18 protein-coding genes are annotated in these 17,489 nt (G+C 48.6%); 7 read left to right on the top strand and 11 right to left on the bottom strand.

The features are described 5' to 3' along the window. Nucleotides 1-19: 19 nt before the first annotated feature. From CWB98_RS09140 to CWB98_RS09120, 5 genes are all read left to right on the top strand, one after another. Nucleotides 20-736: a DUF2982 domain-containing protein gene (locus tag CWB98_RS09140; RefSeq protein ID WP_138544589.1), complete on the top strand. Its 717-nt coding sequence runs from the start codon at nucleotides 20-22 to the stop codon at nucleotides 734-736. A 12-nt stretch (nucleotides 737-748) separates the two neighbouring features. Further along, nucleotides 749-1,081: a hypothetical protein gene (locus CWB98_RS09135; protein WP_054014369.1), complete on the top strand. Its 333-nt coding sequence runs from the start codon at nucleotides 749-751 to the stop codon at nucleotides 1,079-1,081. A 141-nt stretch (nucleotides 1,082-1,222) separates the two neighbouring features. Further along, nucleotides 1,223-2,908, top strand: a complete 1,686-nt coding sequence (locus CWB98_RS09130; RefSeq protein ID WP_138544588.1) for a DUF1566 domain-containing protein — start codon at nucleotides 1,223-1,225, stop codon at nucleotides 2,906-2,908. Then, nucleotides 2,908-3,441, top strand: coding sequence for a DUF1566 domain-containing protein (locus CWB98_RS09125; RefSeq protein ID WP_138544587.1), 534 nt, complete (start codon nucleotides 2,908-2,910; stop codon nucleotides 3,439-3,441). Before CWB98_RS09130 ends, CWB98_RS09125 begins: the two co-directional genes overlap by 1 nt. A 141-nt stretch (nucleotides 3,442-3,582) precedes the next feature. Further along, nucleotides 3,583-4,344, top strand: a complete 762-nt coding sequence (locus tag CWB98_RS09120) for a YggN family protein (protein WP_432765883.1) — start codon at nucleotides 3,583-3,585, stop codon at nucleotides 4,342-4,344. Here CWB98_RS09120 and CWB98_RS09115 read toward each other — a convergent pair. From CWB98_RS09115 to zapB, 7 genes are read right to left on the bottom strand one after another with little or no spacing between them, the layout of a single operon-like run. Then, the gene (locus CWB98_RS09115) at nucleotides 4,331-5,173 is read right to left on the bottom strand and encodes an amidohydrolase family protein (RefSeq protein ID WP_138544586.1); all 843 of its coding nucleotides are present in this window, start codon (nucleotides 5,171-5,173) and stop codon (nucleotides 4,331-4,333) included. The two genes, CWB98_RS09120 and CWB98_RS09115, sit on opposite strands and share 14 nt — an antisense overlap. Beyond that, on the bottom strand, nucleotides 5,170-5,898 hold the full coding sequence (locus CWB98_RS09110; RefSeq protein WP_138544585.1) for an SDR family NAD(P)-dependent oxidoreductase: 729 nt from the start codon (nucleotides 5,896-5,898) through the stop codon (nucleotides 5,170-5,172). The genes CWB98_RS09115 and CWB98_RS09110 overlap by 4 nt, the downstream gene beginning before the upstream one ends. Before the next feature lie 9 nt (nucleotides 5,899-5,907). Beyond that, nucleotides 5,908-6,402: an FKBP-type peptidyl-prolyl cis-trans isomerase gene (locus CWB98_RS09105; RefSeq protein WP_138544584.1), complete on the bottom strand. Its 495-nt coding sequence runs from the start codon at nucleotides 6,400-6,402 to the stop codon at nucleotides 5,908-5,910. A 41-nt stretch (nucleotides 6,403-6,443) separates the two neighbouring features. Beyond that, entirely contained in the window at nucleotides 6,444-7,940 is a 1,497-nt protein-coding gene (locus tag CWB98_RS09100; RefSeq protein WP_249364647.1) for a transglycosylase SLT domain-containing protein, read from the bottom strand. A 49-nt stretch (nucleotides 7,941-7,989) separates the two neighbouring features. Next, entirely contained in the window at nucleotides 7,990-8,958 is a 969-nt protein-coding gene (locus CWB98_RS09095) for a hypothetical protein (RefSeq protein WP_138544583.1), read from the bottom strand. Then, nucleotides 8,959-9,246, bottom strand: coding sequence for a cell division protein ZapA (locus CWB98_RS09090; RefSeq protein ID WP_138544582.1), 288 nt, complete (start codon nucleotides 9,244-9,246; stop codon nucleotides 8,959-8,961). Next, a complete protein-coding gene (gene zapB / locus CWB98_RS09085) occupies nucleotides 9,246-9,473 on the bottom strand; it encodes a cell division protein ZapB (protein ID WP_046005422.1) in 228 nt (75 codons plus the stop codon). Before zapB ends, CWB98_RS09090 begins: the two co-directional genes overlap by 1 nt. A 223-nt stretch (nucleotides 9,474-9,696) precedes the next feature. Here zapB and CWB98_RS09080 point away from each other — a divergent pair, with 223 nt between their 5' ends. Further along, nucleotides 9,697-10,533 carry a 23S rRNA (adenine(2030)-N(6))-methyltransferase RlmJ gene (locus CWB98_RS09080; RefSeq protein WP_138544581.1) on the top strand — a complete coding sequence of 279 codons (837 nt, stop codon included), beginning with the start codon at nucleotides 9,697-9,699 and terminating at the stop codon, nucleotides 10,531-10,533. A gap of 17 nt (nucleotides 10,534-10,550) precedes the next feature. Here CWB98_RS09080 and CWB98_RS09075 read toward each other — a convergent pair whose 3' ends face one another. Then, nucleotides 10,551-11,339, bottom strand: coding sequence for a substrate-binding periplasmic protein (locus CWB98_RS09075; protein WP_138544580.1), 789 nt, complete (start codon nucleotides 11,337-11,339; stop codon nucleotides 10,551-10,553). A 147-nt stretch (nucleotides 11,340-11,486) separates the two neighbouring features. Between CWB98_RS09075 and CWB98_RS09070 the strand changes: the two genes are divergently transcribed. Continuing rightward, nucleotides 11,487-12,764 carry an EAL and HDOD domain-containing protein gene (locus CWB98_RS09070; RefSeq protein ID WP_138544579.1) on the top strand — a complete coding sequence of 426 codons (1,278 nt, stop codon included), beginning with the start codon at nucleotides 11,487-11,489 and terminating at the stop codon, nucleotides 12,762-12,764. A 107-nt stretch (nucleotides 12,765-12,871) separates the two neighbouring features. Here CWB98_RS09070 and CWB98_RS09065 read toward each other — a convergent pair whose 3' ends face one another. The 3 genes from CWB98_RS09065 to CWB98_RS09055 all read right to left on the bottom strand — a co-directional run bounded on the left by CWB98_RS09065 (nucleotide 12,872) and on the right by CWB98_RS09055 (nucleotide 17,168). Next, nucleotides 12,872-14,359 carry an exopolyphosphatase gene (locus CWB98_RS09065; RefSeq protein WP_138544578.1) on the bottom strand — a complete coding sequence of 496 codons (1,488 nt, stop codon included), beginning with the start codon at nucleotides 14,357-14,359 and terminating at the stop codon, nucleotides 12,872-12,874. A gap of 10 nt (nucleotides 14,360-14,369) precedes the next feature. Next, nucleotides 14,370-16,457 carry a polyphosphate kinase 1 gene (gene ppk1, locus CWB98_RS09060; protein WP_138544577.1) on the bottom strand — a complete coding sequence of 696 codons (2,088 nt, stop codon included), beginning with the start codon at nucleotides 16,455-16,457 and terminating at the stop codon, nucleotides 14,370-14,372. A 207-nt stretch (nucleotides 16,458-16,664) separates the two neighbouring features. Then, nucleotides 16,665-17,168, bottom strand: a complete 504-nt coding sequence (locus CWB98_RS09055; RefSeq protein WP_138544576.1) for a glycine cleavage system protein R — start codon at nucleotides 17,166-17,168, stop codon at nucleotides 16,665-16,667. Nucleotides 17,169-17,489 lie beyond the last annotated feature (321 nt).

The following is a 17,489-nucleotide window of genomic DNA, read 5'->3' as shown; positions in this document are numbered from 1 at the left end:
TATTTGTGGTTTTATAGTTATGGTTGAACCTGTCAGATTACGTGCTCTGGCTAACAGACACAGCATTGAGTTTATGCTGGTTGGTGCAATAGCGCTGGTTATTATCATGGTCTTTGTTACCTTACGGGCAACGCCAATCAGTGTACTTGAAATTGCCCTGGCAAGTGCCGCGATAGTTGCGATTATGCTTGGCTTTTTAAAAAGTCAGCAGCCTTATTATAGTATCGAAATGAGTCCGCAACGACTGGTCTACCATCACAAGTTTGGTGAATTTTTGCTTGAGCATCATAATTTCCACTCAAGCGGTGTGCCAAGTGTCACTCAAGGAGTTGAAACGCTTGAGTTAAATGTTGTAGGTATTAAACTAAAGGATATCGATGTATTTTTATCCGACCTGACACCCAGGTTGGCTGGAAAATTACTGATAGAACAGCGGAATATTTTTTTACAAGCTGTTAAAATACATTGCAGTAATGGCAATTGCCCATCAGAATGGCTGATCGAAGAGGCGAATTACACCTCCCCAAGTGGACAAGCATATTCTGGATTAATGGCGATGTTCGCAAATCGGATGCAGAACTTTAAAACGCTGACAGGCTACGACTTGATGTTGCCTGCTAACGTACTCGACAGGGATATCTGGCAATTTGCCACTGTCATGAATCGTTGGAAGTTATCACCCGAAGAGGTGGTCAAAAACTTGCATAGTGAGTTGGCTACCTCAGCAATGAAGTAACAGGATAAATACATGAGCTTTGAGAAAGCTTTTATTAAAAGTGGTCGCAACACCATTATCCATAAAGAGAAAAAGCTCGATTTAGTTGTCGTGAATGGAGAAAATCACCCAAAAATCAAGGTGACTCCGACCGGTTTAGTGCCTTTCAAAGAAGAACTGCCAAGAAACCGTCGCGAAGCCAAAGAGCGTTACTTAGAGGTAGTTCACGTGGCCAGCGTGGATGTGTTTGGTGAAGTAAAGAGACTGTTGTTTATTCAGGCGCTCGACGGGCGCGAGTATAAGGTAGATTACAGCAAAATAGGCACTAAGTTATTTGTTCGGATCCACCAGGATAGTTACCTCTAAACTTTTCAATGTACACCACACTTGCATGCAGAGCAGGGCATGACCTTGCCTGCAGCGCACAATCCCCTGGTTTAGGTACAATCGTCCGTTGACAGTATTGGCATGCTGTGTAATGGAACAGTCACGTTTTAGGGAGTTACCATGCTGAAGAAGTCAGTATTGGCTCTGGGGTTTGCGAGTGTGTTAAGCGCATGCGGTGGCGGCTCCGGTGGTGATGAAAGCCCGAATATCAGCGTCAGTGTGAACGCGGGTTCAGATATCACCGTCAATGAAAAAATCGAATTTACACTCAAAGCGCTGGGTTCTCCGTCCGGTGGTGTGTTTAGCTGGCAGGTGATTTCAGGCCCGGACATTGAGGGTTTTCCGCAAGAAGGTGAGGAGCTGACAGTGACCGCACCGGATGTTAAAGGAAATAGCCCGGTTGAACTTAAAGTCAGTTACACAGCACCGGATGGCACCTCGGCCAGCGATACTGTGATTGTCACAGTCTTGTCCGTTAATTTAGATCCTAAAGCTCAAATAACGCAAACCGCACCAGAAAGCGGGACTTCCAAATATGCTGATACCATCACCTTGTCGGGCGTGGACTCCAGTGACCGAGATGAAAATGGTAGCATAGTAGCCTATCAGTGGAAGATGCTAGATGGGCCCAGTACCATTACCACCGAGCGCACCGATCAGGCCACTCTGAGTTTTGTACATCCCTTGCTGGCCTCGCCAAGCTCGGTCATCTGGGAACTCACCGTGACCGACGACGAAGGGGGAACCGGTGCCACAACGAAGCGGCTTTCATTGTTGGCAAATGATCAATTGGTACTGGCCAATGCGGGGAGTGACCAGCAAGTTCAGGAGCTGGACACGGTAACCCTGGATGCCAGCAGCAGTGTCACGGTTGATGGCAAGTTTTCCTGTATGTGGGAGCAGGTAAGTAATGGCAGTACCGTCACGCTGGCAGACGAACGGGCGTGCAAAACCACCTTTATGGCGCCGCTAAAAAGTGGTAATCAGGCCACCTCGATAGACTTTAAAGTAACGCTGACCGACAGCGCACAGCGCACCGGTACTGACACAGTAAATATAGAGATCTTGCCTAAACCGCTTGGCAACTTAAATGATACAGGCACGACTTTGTGCTATAACAACACAGCCCAAATCAGCTGTGGTAATAGCGACTTTCCGGGGCAAGACGCTGAGCTTGGACGGGATGCCGTGGTGCAGTTTATCCCTAAAAGTGGTCAGGGCAACCAGGCTTTTGATTTCACGAAGTTTAGTGAGGAGTTTGAACCACTGCCAAGCAGTGAGGAGAACTTTGCTTGTGTGCTGGATAATGTTACGGGGTTAATTTGGGAGGTCAAAGAAGCGACCGCGGGAGTTTTACCCAACACCAGCGCACGTAACGCACAAAACCACTACACCTGGTTCCTGGCAGGCAAAGCTAACGTCACACCTGGTGCACCTAATTCGACTTGCCCGCAGGATGATTATTGTGGTGTTCAAGCTCTGATCGACGCGGTGAATGAAGCCAGTTTCTGTGGCGGTAATAACTGGCGTCTGCCGACCTATATGGAACTGGCAAATCTACTTGATCACAACAGCAGTGGTGACTACCTGCTTGATCCCACTTATTTCCCTAATGTGCCGGATCAGGCTTTGCTGGGGCACCAATACTACTGGACCACTCAAACGAGTGTGGACGGGACCGACGGAAAAGACGCAAACCTGGTTCGGGCCTTGGTCATTGACATGAAAACAGGTAACGATGTGACACGCAATAAGTCACAAACCGCTTATGTCAGACTGGTACGTCGTTACGGGGAGGAAGACTAATGAGAGCCTTGATCTTAACCGCAATTGCGTCTGCCAGTGTCAGCTACAGTGCAGTTGCTTCACAAATTTGTGCGTCAGCATCTTTGGTACCTGACACCACGCCAAAGGCGCAGTTTGAAATAAAAGATGATGGTACTGTTTGTGATAAGCAAACTAACCTGATGTGGCAGCGCTGTTCATTCGGTCAGATTTACAATAATGACAGTGGTAGCTGCGATAATGTTGCACAAGAGCTGAGCTGGCAACAGGCACTGCAAACCGCCAACGCGCAGGAGTTTGCCGGCTACAGCGACTGGCATCTGCCTAATGTGAAAGAGTTGGCCAGCATTGTTGAACATCGCTGTGTCAAACCCGCTATTAATGAAGAAGTCTTCCTTGCGACTCTTGAGAAAAACTACTGGTCCAGTACAACGGTTGAAGGTACGCCGGGAAATGCCTGGCTGTTCTCTTTTGGCGATGGCAAAGTGAGCAATGTGTTTAGTAAGAACTCTACGGCTTATGTCAGGCTGGTTCGCTACGCATTTTGCGAGTAGTCAGAGACGCTCATAAAGGCACATTTGGTGCCATTAGGCGCAAAAATTGGCCAGTCCCGCCGCAAACGGGTGGGTTGGCCTCACTAAATTTGCTACGCTCACACAATCTTAAGGTGGAGGTAGCACGTGTTCTCCGTACGCATTTTACAACTCTTATTCATATTCGTTTTATGGCTATTGCCGACACAGTCTCAGGCAGCGGGTAAATGTGATGTCGAGCTGGGTCACGGTTTGATCATCACAGATTCGGTCATTCGCATCGTCGATAAAAACCAGACCCGGGTGCAGATCAACAATGATAATCAGCTGCTGATCAAAGGTAAATGGATCCAGCTTAGCGATCAGGACACCTTGTTGTTGAATGAATATGCGCTGGGGATCCGTGACACTGTCCCTGAGCTCGTTAACCTGGCGACGGATGGTGTTAACCTCGGCCTGAGCGCCATAGAGCAGGTTGTAGAGGGGATGTCTGACAACGATCCGGAAGTGCTTAAAACCCAGCTTCAATATGTTGAGCGAGCCTTGATGGACAAGTTTAAGCGTGGTGAAGATTTCTATTTTATTGCGCCGCAGTCACTCTCTAAAATTGATGACTTTTTTACCAAGGAGATCAGCGAGCGGATCCACTCTGCTGTACATGGATCTTTGGGAGCAATACTCGTGTCTGTTGGGGATGCATTTAAAGCCAGAGAAGGTAATATTGAAGATCGTTTCAGTGATATGGGCCAGCGGATGGAAATTATCTCCAGTGAAATCGACAAGTCACTGAAGAAGAAGGCTTATCAATTGGAAGAAAAGGCAGATGAATACTGTGAATGTCTTAACGCTTTAGACAAAACAGAGACCCGGCTGCAAAGCATAGTCCCGAGTCTGGCCGAATACGATCTCGTTAAGATCCGTTAAACCCATACCAATTTTTGGCATTGGCGTAGCTGAGCCGATGCCAAAGCGCATTGTCTTGTTGGCACAAGGCCAAATACTGTTGCCAGATACTCTGGTAGTCATGCTGGATCAGGCACACCGGGTGGTTAGAGGCAAACATGACGCGCTCAGCGCCAAATAGGTCCAGTAAGCTGGTGAGCTGGGCTTGCAAAGGTAAAGGGTTGTCTAATAACTCATGCCCTGAAAACTTGATGGCGCAATGAGGGAGTGCAGCCAGCACGGCCGCATTTTCCAGCCAGTTGTCCGTTTGACCCACCAGTCCGCTATGATTGAGCATAATACGTAAATTGGGTACCTGGCGTGCAATGTTACACAGGTGCGTCACCACACTGTGGTGGGTAAGCTCAAACTGGGCTTCGAAGTGCAATCCACTGTCACTCAGGTGAGCAAGATTATCGGCTACCTGAGGAGTGAGCAGGCGTGTCGCATCCTGACCTTCTGTGATATCGCGTATGGCAACCAGACTGGGGTGTTTTAGTGCCTCCAGCTGACGACGAAACTGTGCTGCTGGGGCGTCGATCTTTGCGTAACTAACTGCTTTATAACGCGTGGCTGGTAATAGCTGTGCCAGCCATTCCAGCTCGCGTCGTGGTTGCTCATTGTCAAATCCTGCCTCAATGTGCACACAGCCTTCAAGAGAAAAACCGTTCAGACTCAATAGCGCATCGGGCAGGTGGTCCTGCCTGATCAGGTCGAGATTAGGCCAGGCTGGAGGATTATTTTTCAGCCAGTGATATTGACCCTGCCGGAGTGAAAAAAAGTGAAGGTGAGGGTCAATAATTCGGTTCATCGTGCTGTGTATCCGCCGTCTATGGTTTGTAAACTGCCTGTGATAAAGCTGGCGTCGGGGCTTAATAAAAATGCCACCAGTGCTGCCACTTCATCCGCCTGACCAAGTCGGCCTAAGGGCTGGAGCGCCGCTTCTTCAGCGACAATGGCCTGCTTATCGGCGCCGCTTTTGTCACAGTATCGATCAATGGCTTGATGAAACAGAGGTGTCTCTATGGTGCCCGGACAGACTGCATTCGCGCGTATATTATAGCTTGCGTAATCCAGTGCCGTGGTCTTGGCCATTGAGGCCAGTGCAGCCTTGGTCAGGTTGTAAGCAAAGGAATTAGGCTTACCTACTAAGGCCTGATCTGAAGAGATCAGGACAATACTGCCATCATTTTGTGCTTTCATGGTAGGCAGCACAGCCTGAATGGCACCGTAGGCTCCTTTTACATTGAGAGCAAAAAGCTGATCCAGCGTGTGTTCATCGGTGTCTTCTATGGTGGCGCTGAGGTGTTTTCCCGCGTTAGACACCAGCGCATCAACACGTCCTGTGGTGGCAATGATGTCTGCGATAGTATCGTGCACTGCGCTTACATCACTGACGTCACAGTGGCGGTATTCTCCATGTGATGCAGCTTGAATGTCCAAATTGAACACCTGATAGCCCTGATTTAGCAGACGTTCAGCAATGGCTTTACCAATGCCGACGCTGCCACCGGTTACAATGGCAACTTTTTGCATGTGTTTTCCTTAATGGTTGTGACCGCAGCCGCCTTCAGCATGCACGTGGCCATGCGCCACCTCATCCGCTGTGGCTTCGCGCACAGACAGGATCTCGATGTCAAAGGTCAACGTTTTGCCTGCAAAAGGATGGTTAAGATCGCAATCTGCGTTGAAACGGCCCACTTTAATGATCTGTACCTGGTGGCGACCCTGGTTAGACTCAACGATAGCCGTCATACCGGGTTTCCAGACTTTGTTGTTACCCAGACCTTGCAGGTGCTTAATCGGGATACGCTGAGTCAGACCTTCCTGATATTCGCCATAGGCGTCTTTTGGCTCCAGCGTCAGGGTCACTTTATCGCCAGCCGCTTTGCCCTCTAACCCCGCTTCCAGGCCAGGCAACATGCCTTCTGCACCGTGCAAGTATACCAGTGCGTCCTGATTGGTGCTGGTTTCCAGCTGCTCACCGGCTTCGCTCAGGGTGTAGTGGAACTCAACCACAGTATTTTTTGCGATCTGCATAGTAATCTCTTCATTTTCGTAGTGTTGTAGTGTCAGGCATTCTACGGATCGCTTTTCGGCTTGACCAGTGTTTTTAGTTCATCGAGGTAATCTTTACCGCTCCCTGTACCTACCTTCGGCTGAGGTGTTGCTGGGGCTTCTACTGGCAAGTGAAGGATCAGCGTATCGCCGGGAGACAGCAGGCTTTGCGTTGTGAGTTGATTCCAGTCGAGCAAATCTTTCATCGGTACCTGGTACTGGCGGCTGAGGGCCCAAAGAGAATCTCCGTCCTGAATCACATGGTGCTTTTCATAGGTTGCGACTTGAGCTGGCCGTTGCTGTTGTAAATAAGGGCTGATCTCATAATCTACTGTGAGGTCGTCTTTGGCATGGGCGCGGTGGATCAGCAGAGTTTCGCCAACCCGAATAAGATCCCGGGTCTTATTGTTGAGCTGCTTTAATTGTGCAACGCTGATGTTATGTCGTCTGGCGATACCGTACAGCGTGTCATTGAGCTTTACCTGATAGTGTGTGCTAAATTGACGGCGGTAAAAGCTGGTGGCGAACAATTGCTGTTGATCCATAGGTAACAGTATTTTAAATGGCCCGTCAGCCGGACTCTGATGCCGTAAATATCCAGGGTTGAGCTGATGTAGTTGCTGTTTATCAATGTCGAGTAATGCAGCCAAAATGCCAAAGTTAAACGCTTGCCCTACGTCTAACACGGTCGTTTGCGCTTCATTAGGCAAACTGGGACGTTTCATGCCTGTTTCTGGGTGCTGTAACAGGTAGCTCAAAGCCAGCAGTTTTGGCACATAGTCAGCGGTTTCTCTGGGGAGTTTCAGGTGCCAGAAATGGCTGCTACGCTTGTGCTTTTGGTTGTACCTTATCGCAGCTTTGACTCGCCCTTCACCGGAGTTATAGGCTGCCAGTGCATGTAACCAGTTACCATTAAACCTCTGTCGCAGATAGTGTAAATAATCAAGTGCCGCATCGGTTGCGGCCAGTACATCCTGACGACCGTCATACCAGTCATTGCTTTGCAGGCCAAAATGGTAGGCGGTTGCATCAACCAGTTGCCACACTCCGACGGCACCCTGAGAAGAGCGTGCCGTGGGCCGGAAATCACTTTCCACAAAAGGCAGCAGTGCCAATTCCATCGGCAGTTTGCGTTGTTCCACTTTTTTCACTATGTGATAGAGATAGGGAGCAGCCCGTTCGTTCACGCTCAACAAGTAATTGGGTTGTGACAGATACCACTCAACCCGCTTTTGCAGGCGGGCGTTAGGTGTAATATCAAAGCTGAGGTTGGCAGCGATATATTGCCAGAGATCCTGATATTGCTGCGGCTGCTCAGTGATCACCGGCAAAGGCGCGGTGGTGTCTGGTTGCTCAGCTGCTTCGGGGACTGGCAATTCCTCGCTGGGAAAGTTCAACGCCAGGTTGATATCCGCAGGGGTAGCATGACGTTCCGGGGAGCTGAGACATGCTGCCAGCACCATAGAACACAAGACGATGACACCGCAGCGTAACGAATTAAGTACGCGCCACCAAGACATAGAAAAAACGGCCTGAATCTCTCATAAGGTTCACTATACTTGCTGGCGATTATTTATTCAAAGCCTTCTTACGAGCAAGCACTTTGACAGCCTGAGAGAAGTGCTGAGCCAATTGTATCTGGTTGTAAGGTAGACCCTGATAAAGGGGAGTCAGAGCTGCGGGGAAACGGGTATCTTCCTGTGCAGCCTGTTGCTGTGCCAGCGTTAAAAACGTGATGGGTACACTGAGTTGCTCAGCTTTGTAGGGTTTACCAAAAGCAGGCAAGATCCAGTCGAGTTGAGAATCATGCTGCAAGGCATGTAGAGCAGAGTGCCAACTTGTATTGCGGACATAGGGCAGCAGGTTTACGCTCTGTCCTGCGAACAAAGCGCCATGTTGCACACTGAATACGCTCAGGTCGTAGCCGCTTTGACCGTGAAACTGGCTGAGTTTTAATGTGACTCCGCCCAGTTCCAAATCAGCTGGTGCTGTAGTCTCGTTCGTGACAGCGGTACTTTGCAACGTTTGCCAGCGGGCCAGCCGTTGTTTGGCCAGCGCCAGCCGTTGTGGCCATGCAGCTTGTTGCTCAGCAGATAACTTACTCAGTCTTTGCTCACTCAGCTCAATGCTTTTGGCAAAGTTATCGAGCTGTGTATCCAGTGCTACTCGCAGCGTATGATCTGTGAGCTGTGGCGCCTTTGGCAGGTGTACGCTGGCATTCGGAAATGCCTGTTTTAATAGTGCCAGCCCGGTGAGCTGGTGGGTCTCGCTGGTAGTGGCGATTAAATAACACAAAGGGGTGTTCAGGCGTTCTTTGAGTTGGTTAATCACCTGTTCCAGCGCCACAAAGTCTCCGTGGCTGTCTATTAAGGCGCTACAGGTTTTTCCCTGTATAAGCGCCATATTCGGTAAGATAAAGCGGGCTTTTGCTTGTGGTTCTATCAGGGTTATCTGAGCAGAAACCGTATGCCAGTTGGCAGCAAACGAAGTTGGCGCCAGCATCAGTGTGGTGAAGAATACACAGAGCAGGCGAAGCACTTAAGCACGTTCCATCTGAGTACTGATACGTCGGGTCAGCTGCTGCAGTGTTTGTTCCGCTTGCTGGGTATCACTTTGCAATGCCAGCAATTCATGACACAGGTGTAATGCAGCGAGCAACAAGGCATTGTGATCGCTGCGCACTGTATCGCGCTGACGCATTTCGTCGACCCGCCCATTAAGCAGGTCGACGGCATCAATCAGTGCTTGTTGTTGTCCTGGCGTGCAGGAAAACTGATGACTTTTTCCCAGCAGGGTGACGGTGACCTGTTCGGGCGATTCTGACATTAGCCTGCCTGACTAGCACTCTGCAGTTTTTCTAACAACCCACTCAGTGTAGAGCTGGTTTCTTTTTGCTTTTCTTCGCTTTCCAGTACTTCAAGCTGAAGCGTCTCATTTTCATCAATTAATTTGCTGTTTTGCTCTTTGAGTGTGTTTACCTGCTCAGTCAGAGTATTGTTTTGTGCAATAAGTTGATCAATCAGTTGCTCGAGTTGAGGGAGAATTTCTTTCATTTTAAATGCGCTCATTATCACTGTGATTATGTCATGCAAATGTAAAGCAAAGTGCGCTGCAAAGCTAGTGATTAGGGCAGGTTATGCTGATTTTTGTCTCGTTTTAAGCGATAATACCCAATACTAACAATTTTGTTCATTTATGGTTCAGCCGAAGCGGTTGAAAAGCGTGGCTTTATGCGCCAAAGGAATGGACAATGCCCACCTCAATTAGGAGCGGATAATGCTCAGTTATCGACATTCTTTTCATGCAGGTAACCCTGCCGATGTCATTAAACATTTGGTACTGGCTCAAGTGTTGGAATATATGACGCGTAAAGACAAGCCTTTTGATTATATCGATACGCACTCTGGTGCCGGGTTGTTCGAATTGGCAGCCAAAGATGCACAAAAAACACAAGAGTATCTGCTGGGTATTGCGAAATTGTGGCACTACTCTGGCCAAGTAGACGCTATTCAAGACTATGTTGAACTGGTTAAGTCACTGAACCGTGACACACTCGCCTATTATCCCGGCTCACCCAAAGTGGCTGAGCAGTTTTTGCGTAAGCAGGACAAAGGCTGGTTTTTTGAATTACACCCACAGGATCTCAAACTACTGGAAAAAAACACAGCGCATAAGCGCTCTTTGCGGGTGAAAGGGGAAGATGGCTTTAAAGGCCTGATGGGATTGGTGCCGCCACATTCTCGTCGCGCCTGTGTACTGATGGACCCACCCTATGAAATCAAGTCTGATTACGAGGTTGCTGCTCGCTCTATCATCAAGGCACACAAACGTTTTGCATCGGGCATCTATATGATCTGGTATCCGGTAGTGGATCGTGCGCGGATCGATCAGATGGAACAGACGCTGATTGAGTCCGGTGTGAAAAACATCCAGTTATTCGAACTGGCTACCGAGGCAGATACAGACGAGCGTGGCATGACGGCATCCGGCATGATTGTCATCAACCCGCCGTGGACACTCAAAGCGACCATGGATGAAGTCTTGCCTGAACTGGTTACGTGCTTATCCTCAGACTCTGGATTTTTCCGTAGTGAACAGTTGGTGGCCGAATAAGCGGACTCTATAAAAGCCTACTCGCTCTGATCCCTGCCCGCGAAGGCATGCTCCAGATAGTAGGTCTCTATCCGGGCGATTTGACCCGATTGCTGAAGTGTCAGAATCGCCTGGTTAAGCCGGGGTAACAGGTGGGCATGCTCGGCTCGCAGGCGAATGTGGAGCTGACCCTGTGAATGTAACTGGTTGAAATGCAAATTTACCTTGTCCTGTTCTGACCAGTATTTTGCGGGCAAGTCGCCAACGATGGCCAGCTCCACCCGCCCTTTACTCAGCGCTTGAAGCAACGCTCGCTCCGATTCAAAGTCTACCCGGGTAAAAATATCATCGTCATGATAATAGTAACCACGCACGGTACCGACCATTTGACCCGACAAGCTGGTGAGTGGCTCCGCGGGCGTGCGTGTAACAACGAACTCGCGAATAGGCAGAATTGCCTCTGAAAAAACAAACCGCGGATCGGAGCGTTGGGATGAGTTTAGCCAGGCGGGGCTGATAAGGTCGAAGTCGATTTTACCACTAGCGAGATAACGGTTGGTACGTTTTGCTGGCAGTACGATATTCTCGCCTCGCATGGATGCCTGAGCCAGTATGCGCGCGACTAAATCGGGCAGGATACCCGGATGATGTGGGTCGTTAGTAAAATAGGGGTAAAACGTACCAGAGCCGCTGATACTGTATTTTAGGGTATGTTGCGCTTGAGCCGCGCTGTGATGTTCAGGCGAAGCCGCAATCCCCTGACTGCTAAAAAGCAACGGGATGAGCAAAAGCAGGATGCAAAAAGGCGAAATAAGTGTAACACTCATAAGACCTATAATAGTAAAAGAGTGACAGTCTCGGCAACCACCTGAAGTGACTTTGTCGTTACCACCGTGGTGAGAAAATAGATTGCTCAAGAGCGTGAGTTTTCATATGCTGGGACAATGGAAGCCTTTAAAGTACAAGAGTTAAGGATGTTAATGAGCGGTCATATTGCCAAGTCAAAAAAAGACACGGTGCAATATATAGCACGCCAGGCCATATTCAATCGAGAACAGAGCGTGGCTGCCTATGAATTGTTGTATCGGGACTCACACAATAACGCCTTTCCTATCGGGGTCAGCGATGGCCAGGCGACAGGCAGGTTGTTTTTTAATTCTCTGCTCTTTATTGGTGTCGAACGGCTGGCTGCTGGTGCGCTGGCCTTCATCAACTTGTCAGATGAAACTTTACTGCAAGAACTTCCCAAATTACTCCGACCACAAGGGCTGGTCATCGAAATTGTCGAGCGCTCCACGAATTTGCCAGAGCTGGTCACCACTGTGACTAAACTAAAAAAGCTGGGATATCGTTTTGCCCTGGATGACTATGATGGCGACGAGCGTTGGGAAGTGCTGCTGCCACTGATGGACTATATTAAAATAGAAGTCCTTGAGCCGGTGATCAAAACCACCATGATGCTGAAAAAGCTCAAACGCCGCTTTCCTGATGCAAAAGTGATTGTCGAACGGATTGAAACCATGGAGCACTACAGCTTTATCAAAAGTGCCGGGGCAGATTACTTCCAGGGCTTTTTCTTCGCAGTACCGGAAATGCTGAACCATGGCAATGTCGAGCCGTCGAAACTGGTGGTTCTGGACTTATTACGTTGTACCGCCAAGCAGTCTTTGTGTTTTAAAGAAATTCAGCAAAGGATCGCCAAAGACCTGAGCCTGACGGCACGGGTGCTCAAGCTGGCCAATGCTAAGGCGGGTGAAGATAAAATTGAGATCCGTTCTATCGCTCAGGCTGTTGTCTACCTTGGTGAAGATGCTATTCGTCAGTTTGTAAAAGTATTGGCGCTAAGTGAGCTGGGCGCAGACAAACCCAGTGAGCTGACCAAGCTAGGTCTGGCGCGAGCCAAGTTTTTAGAGCAGTTTCTGCTACCGGGTGGTGATGAAATGGCGCAGCAGGGTTATCTGATTGGCCTGATGTCGGTCCTGGATGCTGTATTAGATGTAGAACTCTCCGTTATTGTCGATGAGTTTTCGCTGGACCCTGACCTCAGCAGCGCGCTATTAAGCTATAAAGGCTTGATCGGCGGAGCATTGCGTCTGGCGATTGAAGTTGAACGTAATAACATTCAGGAAGCTGAACTGATCCTCAATGCCATTCGCCCGGCGTCCAGTATCGAATTACTCTTCTCACTGGCACTGGACAGTCGTGTCTATGCCGATGAAATTTATGCCGTTGTAAAAGAAGAAGTCGCCTAGGCCCGTTTTCGGGCCAGAGTCCTAATTGTTTCCGGCAGAGAAATTTTTAACACCGTTAGCGTCATTATTATTCCTGCAAGTCGAACAAGTTTTAAGTGAAACGGGTATCAACCCATTGCCGGGAACATGAGCGTCATATTCAGGGTTTTCCAGTATGCCTGTTCTTGTTGCAGGTCGGCTACAAATAGAGAGTGCTGTGCCAGCCAGTCGGGCTCGAACGTCAGCAGCAGGCTGTTATCCAGCGCTTCTATTGTGAACTTGGCAACCTGATCAATTTGTCGTTTCTGATGCACCAGAATGGCCAGACGCAGTAAGGTGAGCAGGCGAGCAAAGTGTGTCAGATCAGCCTCCACCAAAGCTGACAGCTCCGCGCGTTTGATTTTTTTGCGATGGAAGCGGATCAACGTGCCCAGCAGCTGCTGCTGTTCCTGGGTAAATCCCGGCAGCTGTGCATTTAACACTATGTAGGCGCTATGCTTGTGGATCCCCGATGAGTTTATTGCCAGCCCCACTTCGTGTAATCGCGCGGCCCAGCGCAGCATCTGCAGATCGGCTTCATTGAGTGACCAGTGCGCTCGCACCATGTCAAACATCTGGCTCAGGGTGTCGCAAATATGCTCCGCATGCTGCTTATCAACGGCATAGTGATCACCGACCGCACTGATGGTACGGGCACGGATATCAAATTCGTCATTCTGCGCCATTTCCTGCAGCAGGCCTTCGCGCAATGAGTTGTCGCAGTAACTCAGCTCGTCGATATTCAGCTGTCTGAATACCCCGATCAGAATAGCCAGGCCGCCTGCAATGCTGGCATACCGCTCTTCGGGCAGCGCTTTGAGGTTGAGTGCATCGAGTGAGTCGGCTTCAATCAGGCGTTGCCTGATCTGCTCCAGCACTGTGAGGGTCAGGGTATCCTGGTTAAATAGTTCCTGGGCAATGGCGCATAGGGTTTTAATGGTGCCCGAGGTGCCGATGCAGGTTTGCCAGCCGGCCTTACGGTAACTGGCGGAAATGGCTTCGATGTTCTGCTCCGCCTTTATTTCAGCTTTGGCAAAGCGTTTGGCCGTTAGTTTAAGATCCTTAAAATGACTGTTACTGAGCGTCACGCAGCCAATATTGCGGCTGGTGAGTAATTTGTGATCCAGATGTTTGCCAATGATCAGTTCGGTACTGCCACCACCGATATCGATCACCAGCCGGTTATCATCGCTATGGATATGGTTTGCCACACCCTGATAGATGAGACGAGCCTCTTCTTGTCCGGAAATTACATTGATCTTAAAAGGGAAAACTTGTTTCGCTTTGGCCAGAAAGTAGCGAATATTGCGACAGTTACGCAGTGTATAAGTAGCAACAACCTGTACACTGTGCTTATCGAAATCCTGTAACGTGGCTGCAAACTGTTGCAGCACATGCAGCGCACGCTCAATGGCCTCTTCGCTTAGGTTAAACTGCTCGTCTAAACCGGCAGCCAGAAACACCCGCTGCTTTTCTTTGTGTAGCAATTGCAGGCGACCATCGACCTCCCTCGCGACGACTAAATGAAAACTGTTCGAGCCTAAATCAACGGCCGCGATGGAAGGGTATGTGGTCATAGAGCTGCCCTTATGTATTGGATTGGTTGCTTTCCCACTTTTTCAGATGGTCATAGATGGCTATCTGGGAGCGGATCTTCTTCTTATTACCGCGACGAACATAGAGATTCTTCTGTTCACTGTCAATGATCCGTGCTTTTGCTCTGTCTTTAAATTGCAGTTCAAGAATATCGATGATCAATTGTTTAAGGGACTCGTCGTAAATAGGGGTGCCAACTTCAACTCGGTGATCCAGATTGCGAGTCATCCAGTCTGCTGAGGAAATATACACCTGAGGGTTGCCATCGTTTTCGAAGACCATGACCCTTGGGTGTTCCAAAAAGCGGTCGACGACACTGATCACTTTGATGTTCTCACTAAAGCGTTGCAGGCCGGGTACCAGAGCACACATGCCTCGGATGATCATGCGGATCTTTACGCCTGCCATAGAAGCATTATACAAGGCGTCAATCAGCTCTTTGTCTACCAAGTTGTTGACCTTAACGGTGATCTTGGCTGTTTTGCCAGCCTGGGCATTTTTACTCTCCTGATCAATCAATGCGAGAATTTTTTCTCGTGCATTGATTGGCGAAATCATCAGGTGCTTAAAGTTAAACGGCCTGTAGCTGCTTTCAATGAACTTAAACACATCATCACACTCATCACAGATCTCAGGGTGTTTAGTGAACAGGCTAAAGTCGGTATAAATACGGGCGGTTTTTTCGTGGAAGTTACCAGTGCCAATGTGAGCATATTTCACGATTTGGCCTTTTTCCCGGCGGTGTACCACACACAGTTTGCTATGTACTTTCAGTGCCGGGATCCCAACCATTACCTTGATACCATAATCGCTGAGCATTTTTGCCCACTCAATGTTGTTTTGCTCATCAAAACGCGCCTTGAGTTCGACCATCACGGTGACTTTCTTGCCATTTTTGGCGGCATTGATCAGCGAAGCCATCAGCCGGGAGCGTGACGCGACGCGATAGATATTGACCTTGATCTGGGTGACTCTGGGGTCAAACGCTGCCTGACGCACATATTCCAGCATGTGGTTAAAGGTGTGGTAAGGGTAGTAAAGCAGGATGTCCCGCTTAGAAATCGCTCTGAAAATACTGCGATAGGCGTTAAATGCTTCACTTTGCAGGGGCGGCAGGGGTTTGTTTTCCAGATAGCCACGGCCTACATTCGGAAAGCCAATAAAATCGCGGAAATTACGGTACGGGCCACCGGGGATCAGGGCATCCTGACTGGTGACGCCAAGGCGCTTTTTCATGACTTTGAGGATTTCTTCTGGCATCGCCTCGTCGTAAGTCAGTCGCACTGGCTCGGCATATAAACGCTGTTTAAGGCCCTTTGACATTTTATCCAGCAGGCCTTCTTCAATCTCGTCATCCAGGTTGTATTCGGCATCCCGGGTAAGTTTAATTTCATACCCTTCGATGCTGTCAAAGCTGAGGAAGTTTCTGAACACTTCGTGCAGGTAAAAGCGTACTACTTCGTCGAGCATCACTATGGTTTTGTGACGTCGGGTTTTTTCTGGAGGCAGCAGAATAAAGCGTTCCAGGCGATCGGTGGGTAGTTCCAGTAACGCATGATGTTGCTTGTCGCCACGCATTTCAACAAACAGGTAAGTCAGGGCATCGTTGATGTGATCTGAGTAGTCTTTACTTTCACTGAGCAGAATAGGGCACATGTGCTGCAGCACCTGATCCTGAAAATACTTGGCCAGCCACTGTTGGTGAAAGTCCGACAGCTCTGCTGGCTTTTTTATATGAATATTGTGCTCATTCAGATCCATCAGGATCTGATCGTAAATGTGCGAGAACTTCTTACCCAGCTCCAGCACTTTTTTGTTCATCTGGTTAAGTAAGGCTTCGTCTTCGTCGAAGTCGGTATCGGGCAGGTTGCTCAATAAGATACGACGTTTTACGTCGGCAACACGGACCCGAAAAAATTCATCTAAATTATTGGAAAATATGCCTAAAAACCGGATCCGCTCTATAATAGGGTTACTTTTGTCTTTGGCTTCCTGAAGAACACGCTCGTTAAAGGAAAGCCAACTCAGCTCTTTGGCGAAGTAGCTGATGGTAATGGGATCGTTAGATAATGCTTGCATCTTTCTTTCCATGGTAATTAAAGCTGCGGGTAGAATATGTCTGTAGTGTGACACTTATATGACATGCGCTGTCATGTCACCGAATTATCAACAAAGTGTAGACCAATCTCCCTGATCTGGCTTGTTTGATATCAAAGTGTGTGTCCAAAGTTAGATGGTTGCAGGGATACCCGGTAAGGTGACTTGCAACCTTACCGGTCAGTGTGATCAGGATTGTTCGACATCCACGATCAGATCGCTGGTGATGGCTTCAAGCGCTTCGATAACATTGTCTTTGATCATACCAGCTGGCAAGCTAACGGTAGCAAATGCACTAAAAATCGGGACTCCCCAATTGGGCGCACTCTGCTGTTTGGAGTTTAAGTGGGTAATGTTGGCGCCTTTGTGGCGGATCACAGTTGCCAGCTCCTGGACAATACCTGGGCGATCGTTACCCGTTATGACTAAGTTCAAGGTTTCTGGTTCTGTAATCTGGTCTTGTTCGCCATTGGCGATACGTACTTCAAGCCCAGATATATCAAGTACGGCATTTTGCAGCTCTTGTAAGTGTTCCTCTGCTACCTCAACCTGCACTATCCCTGCAAATTGTCCGGCAAGGTGACTTAAATTACTGGTTAGCCAATTGCCGTGGTGGTTAAGAATGGTTGAGGAAACTCTTTCAACGAGACCTGGTTGGTCCTTGCCTATAAGTGTTAGTACTAACTGCTTCATATCACATGTCTCTTATTATTGGTGGCTCGGTATCTAAGCCCTGAATGAAAGCGAATAATCGCTCTATAAGCCTAGTAAATGAAACTTATTTGTCTACTTCCGATAATGGATACAATGTAAAAAAATGCAAAAATTACATTGTTTAGTGTAATTCGAACCTTACTCTGGGTGTTAAGTTCCTTGGACACTGAGATATTTTGCACTCATCTACGCAGTCTTCTTGTCATCAGAGGGCTGTATTTATAGGTATTCAACGCATTTTTTGTCAGGCAATCTGAGAACGGTGGTGTAAAGTTGGGAACTAACATACCCTCTCTGGAG

Source organism: Pseudoalteromonas rubra (assembly GCF_005887115.1).
Taxonomy (GTDB): domain Bacteria; phylum Pseudomonadota; class Gammaproteobacteria; order Enterobacterales; family Alteromonadaceae; genus Pseudoalteromonas; species Pseudoalteromonas rubra_F.
This window is presented reverse-complemented; position numbering and strand designations above follow the sequence as displayed.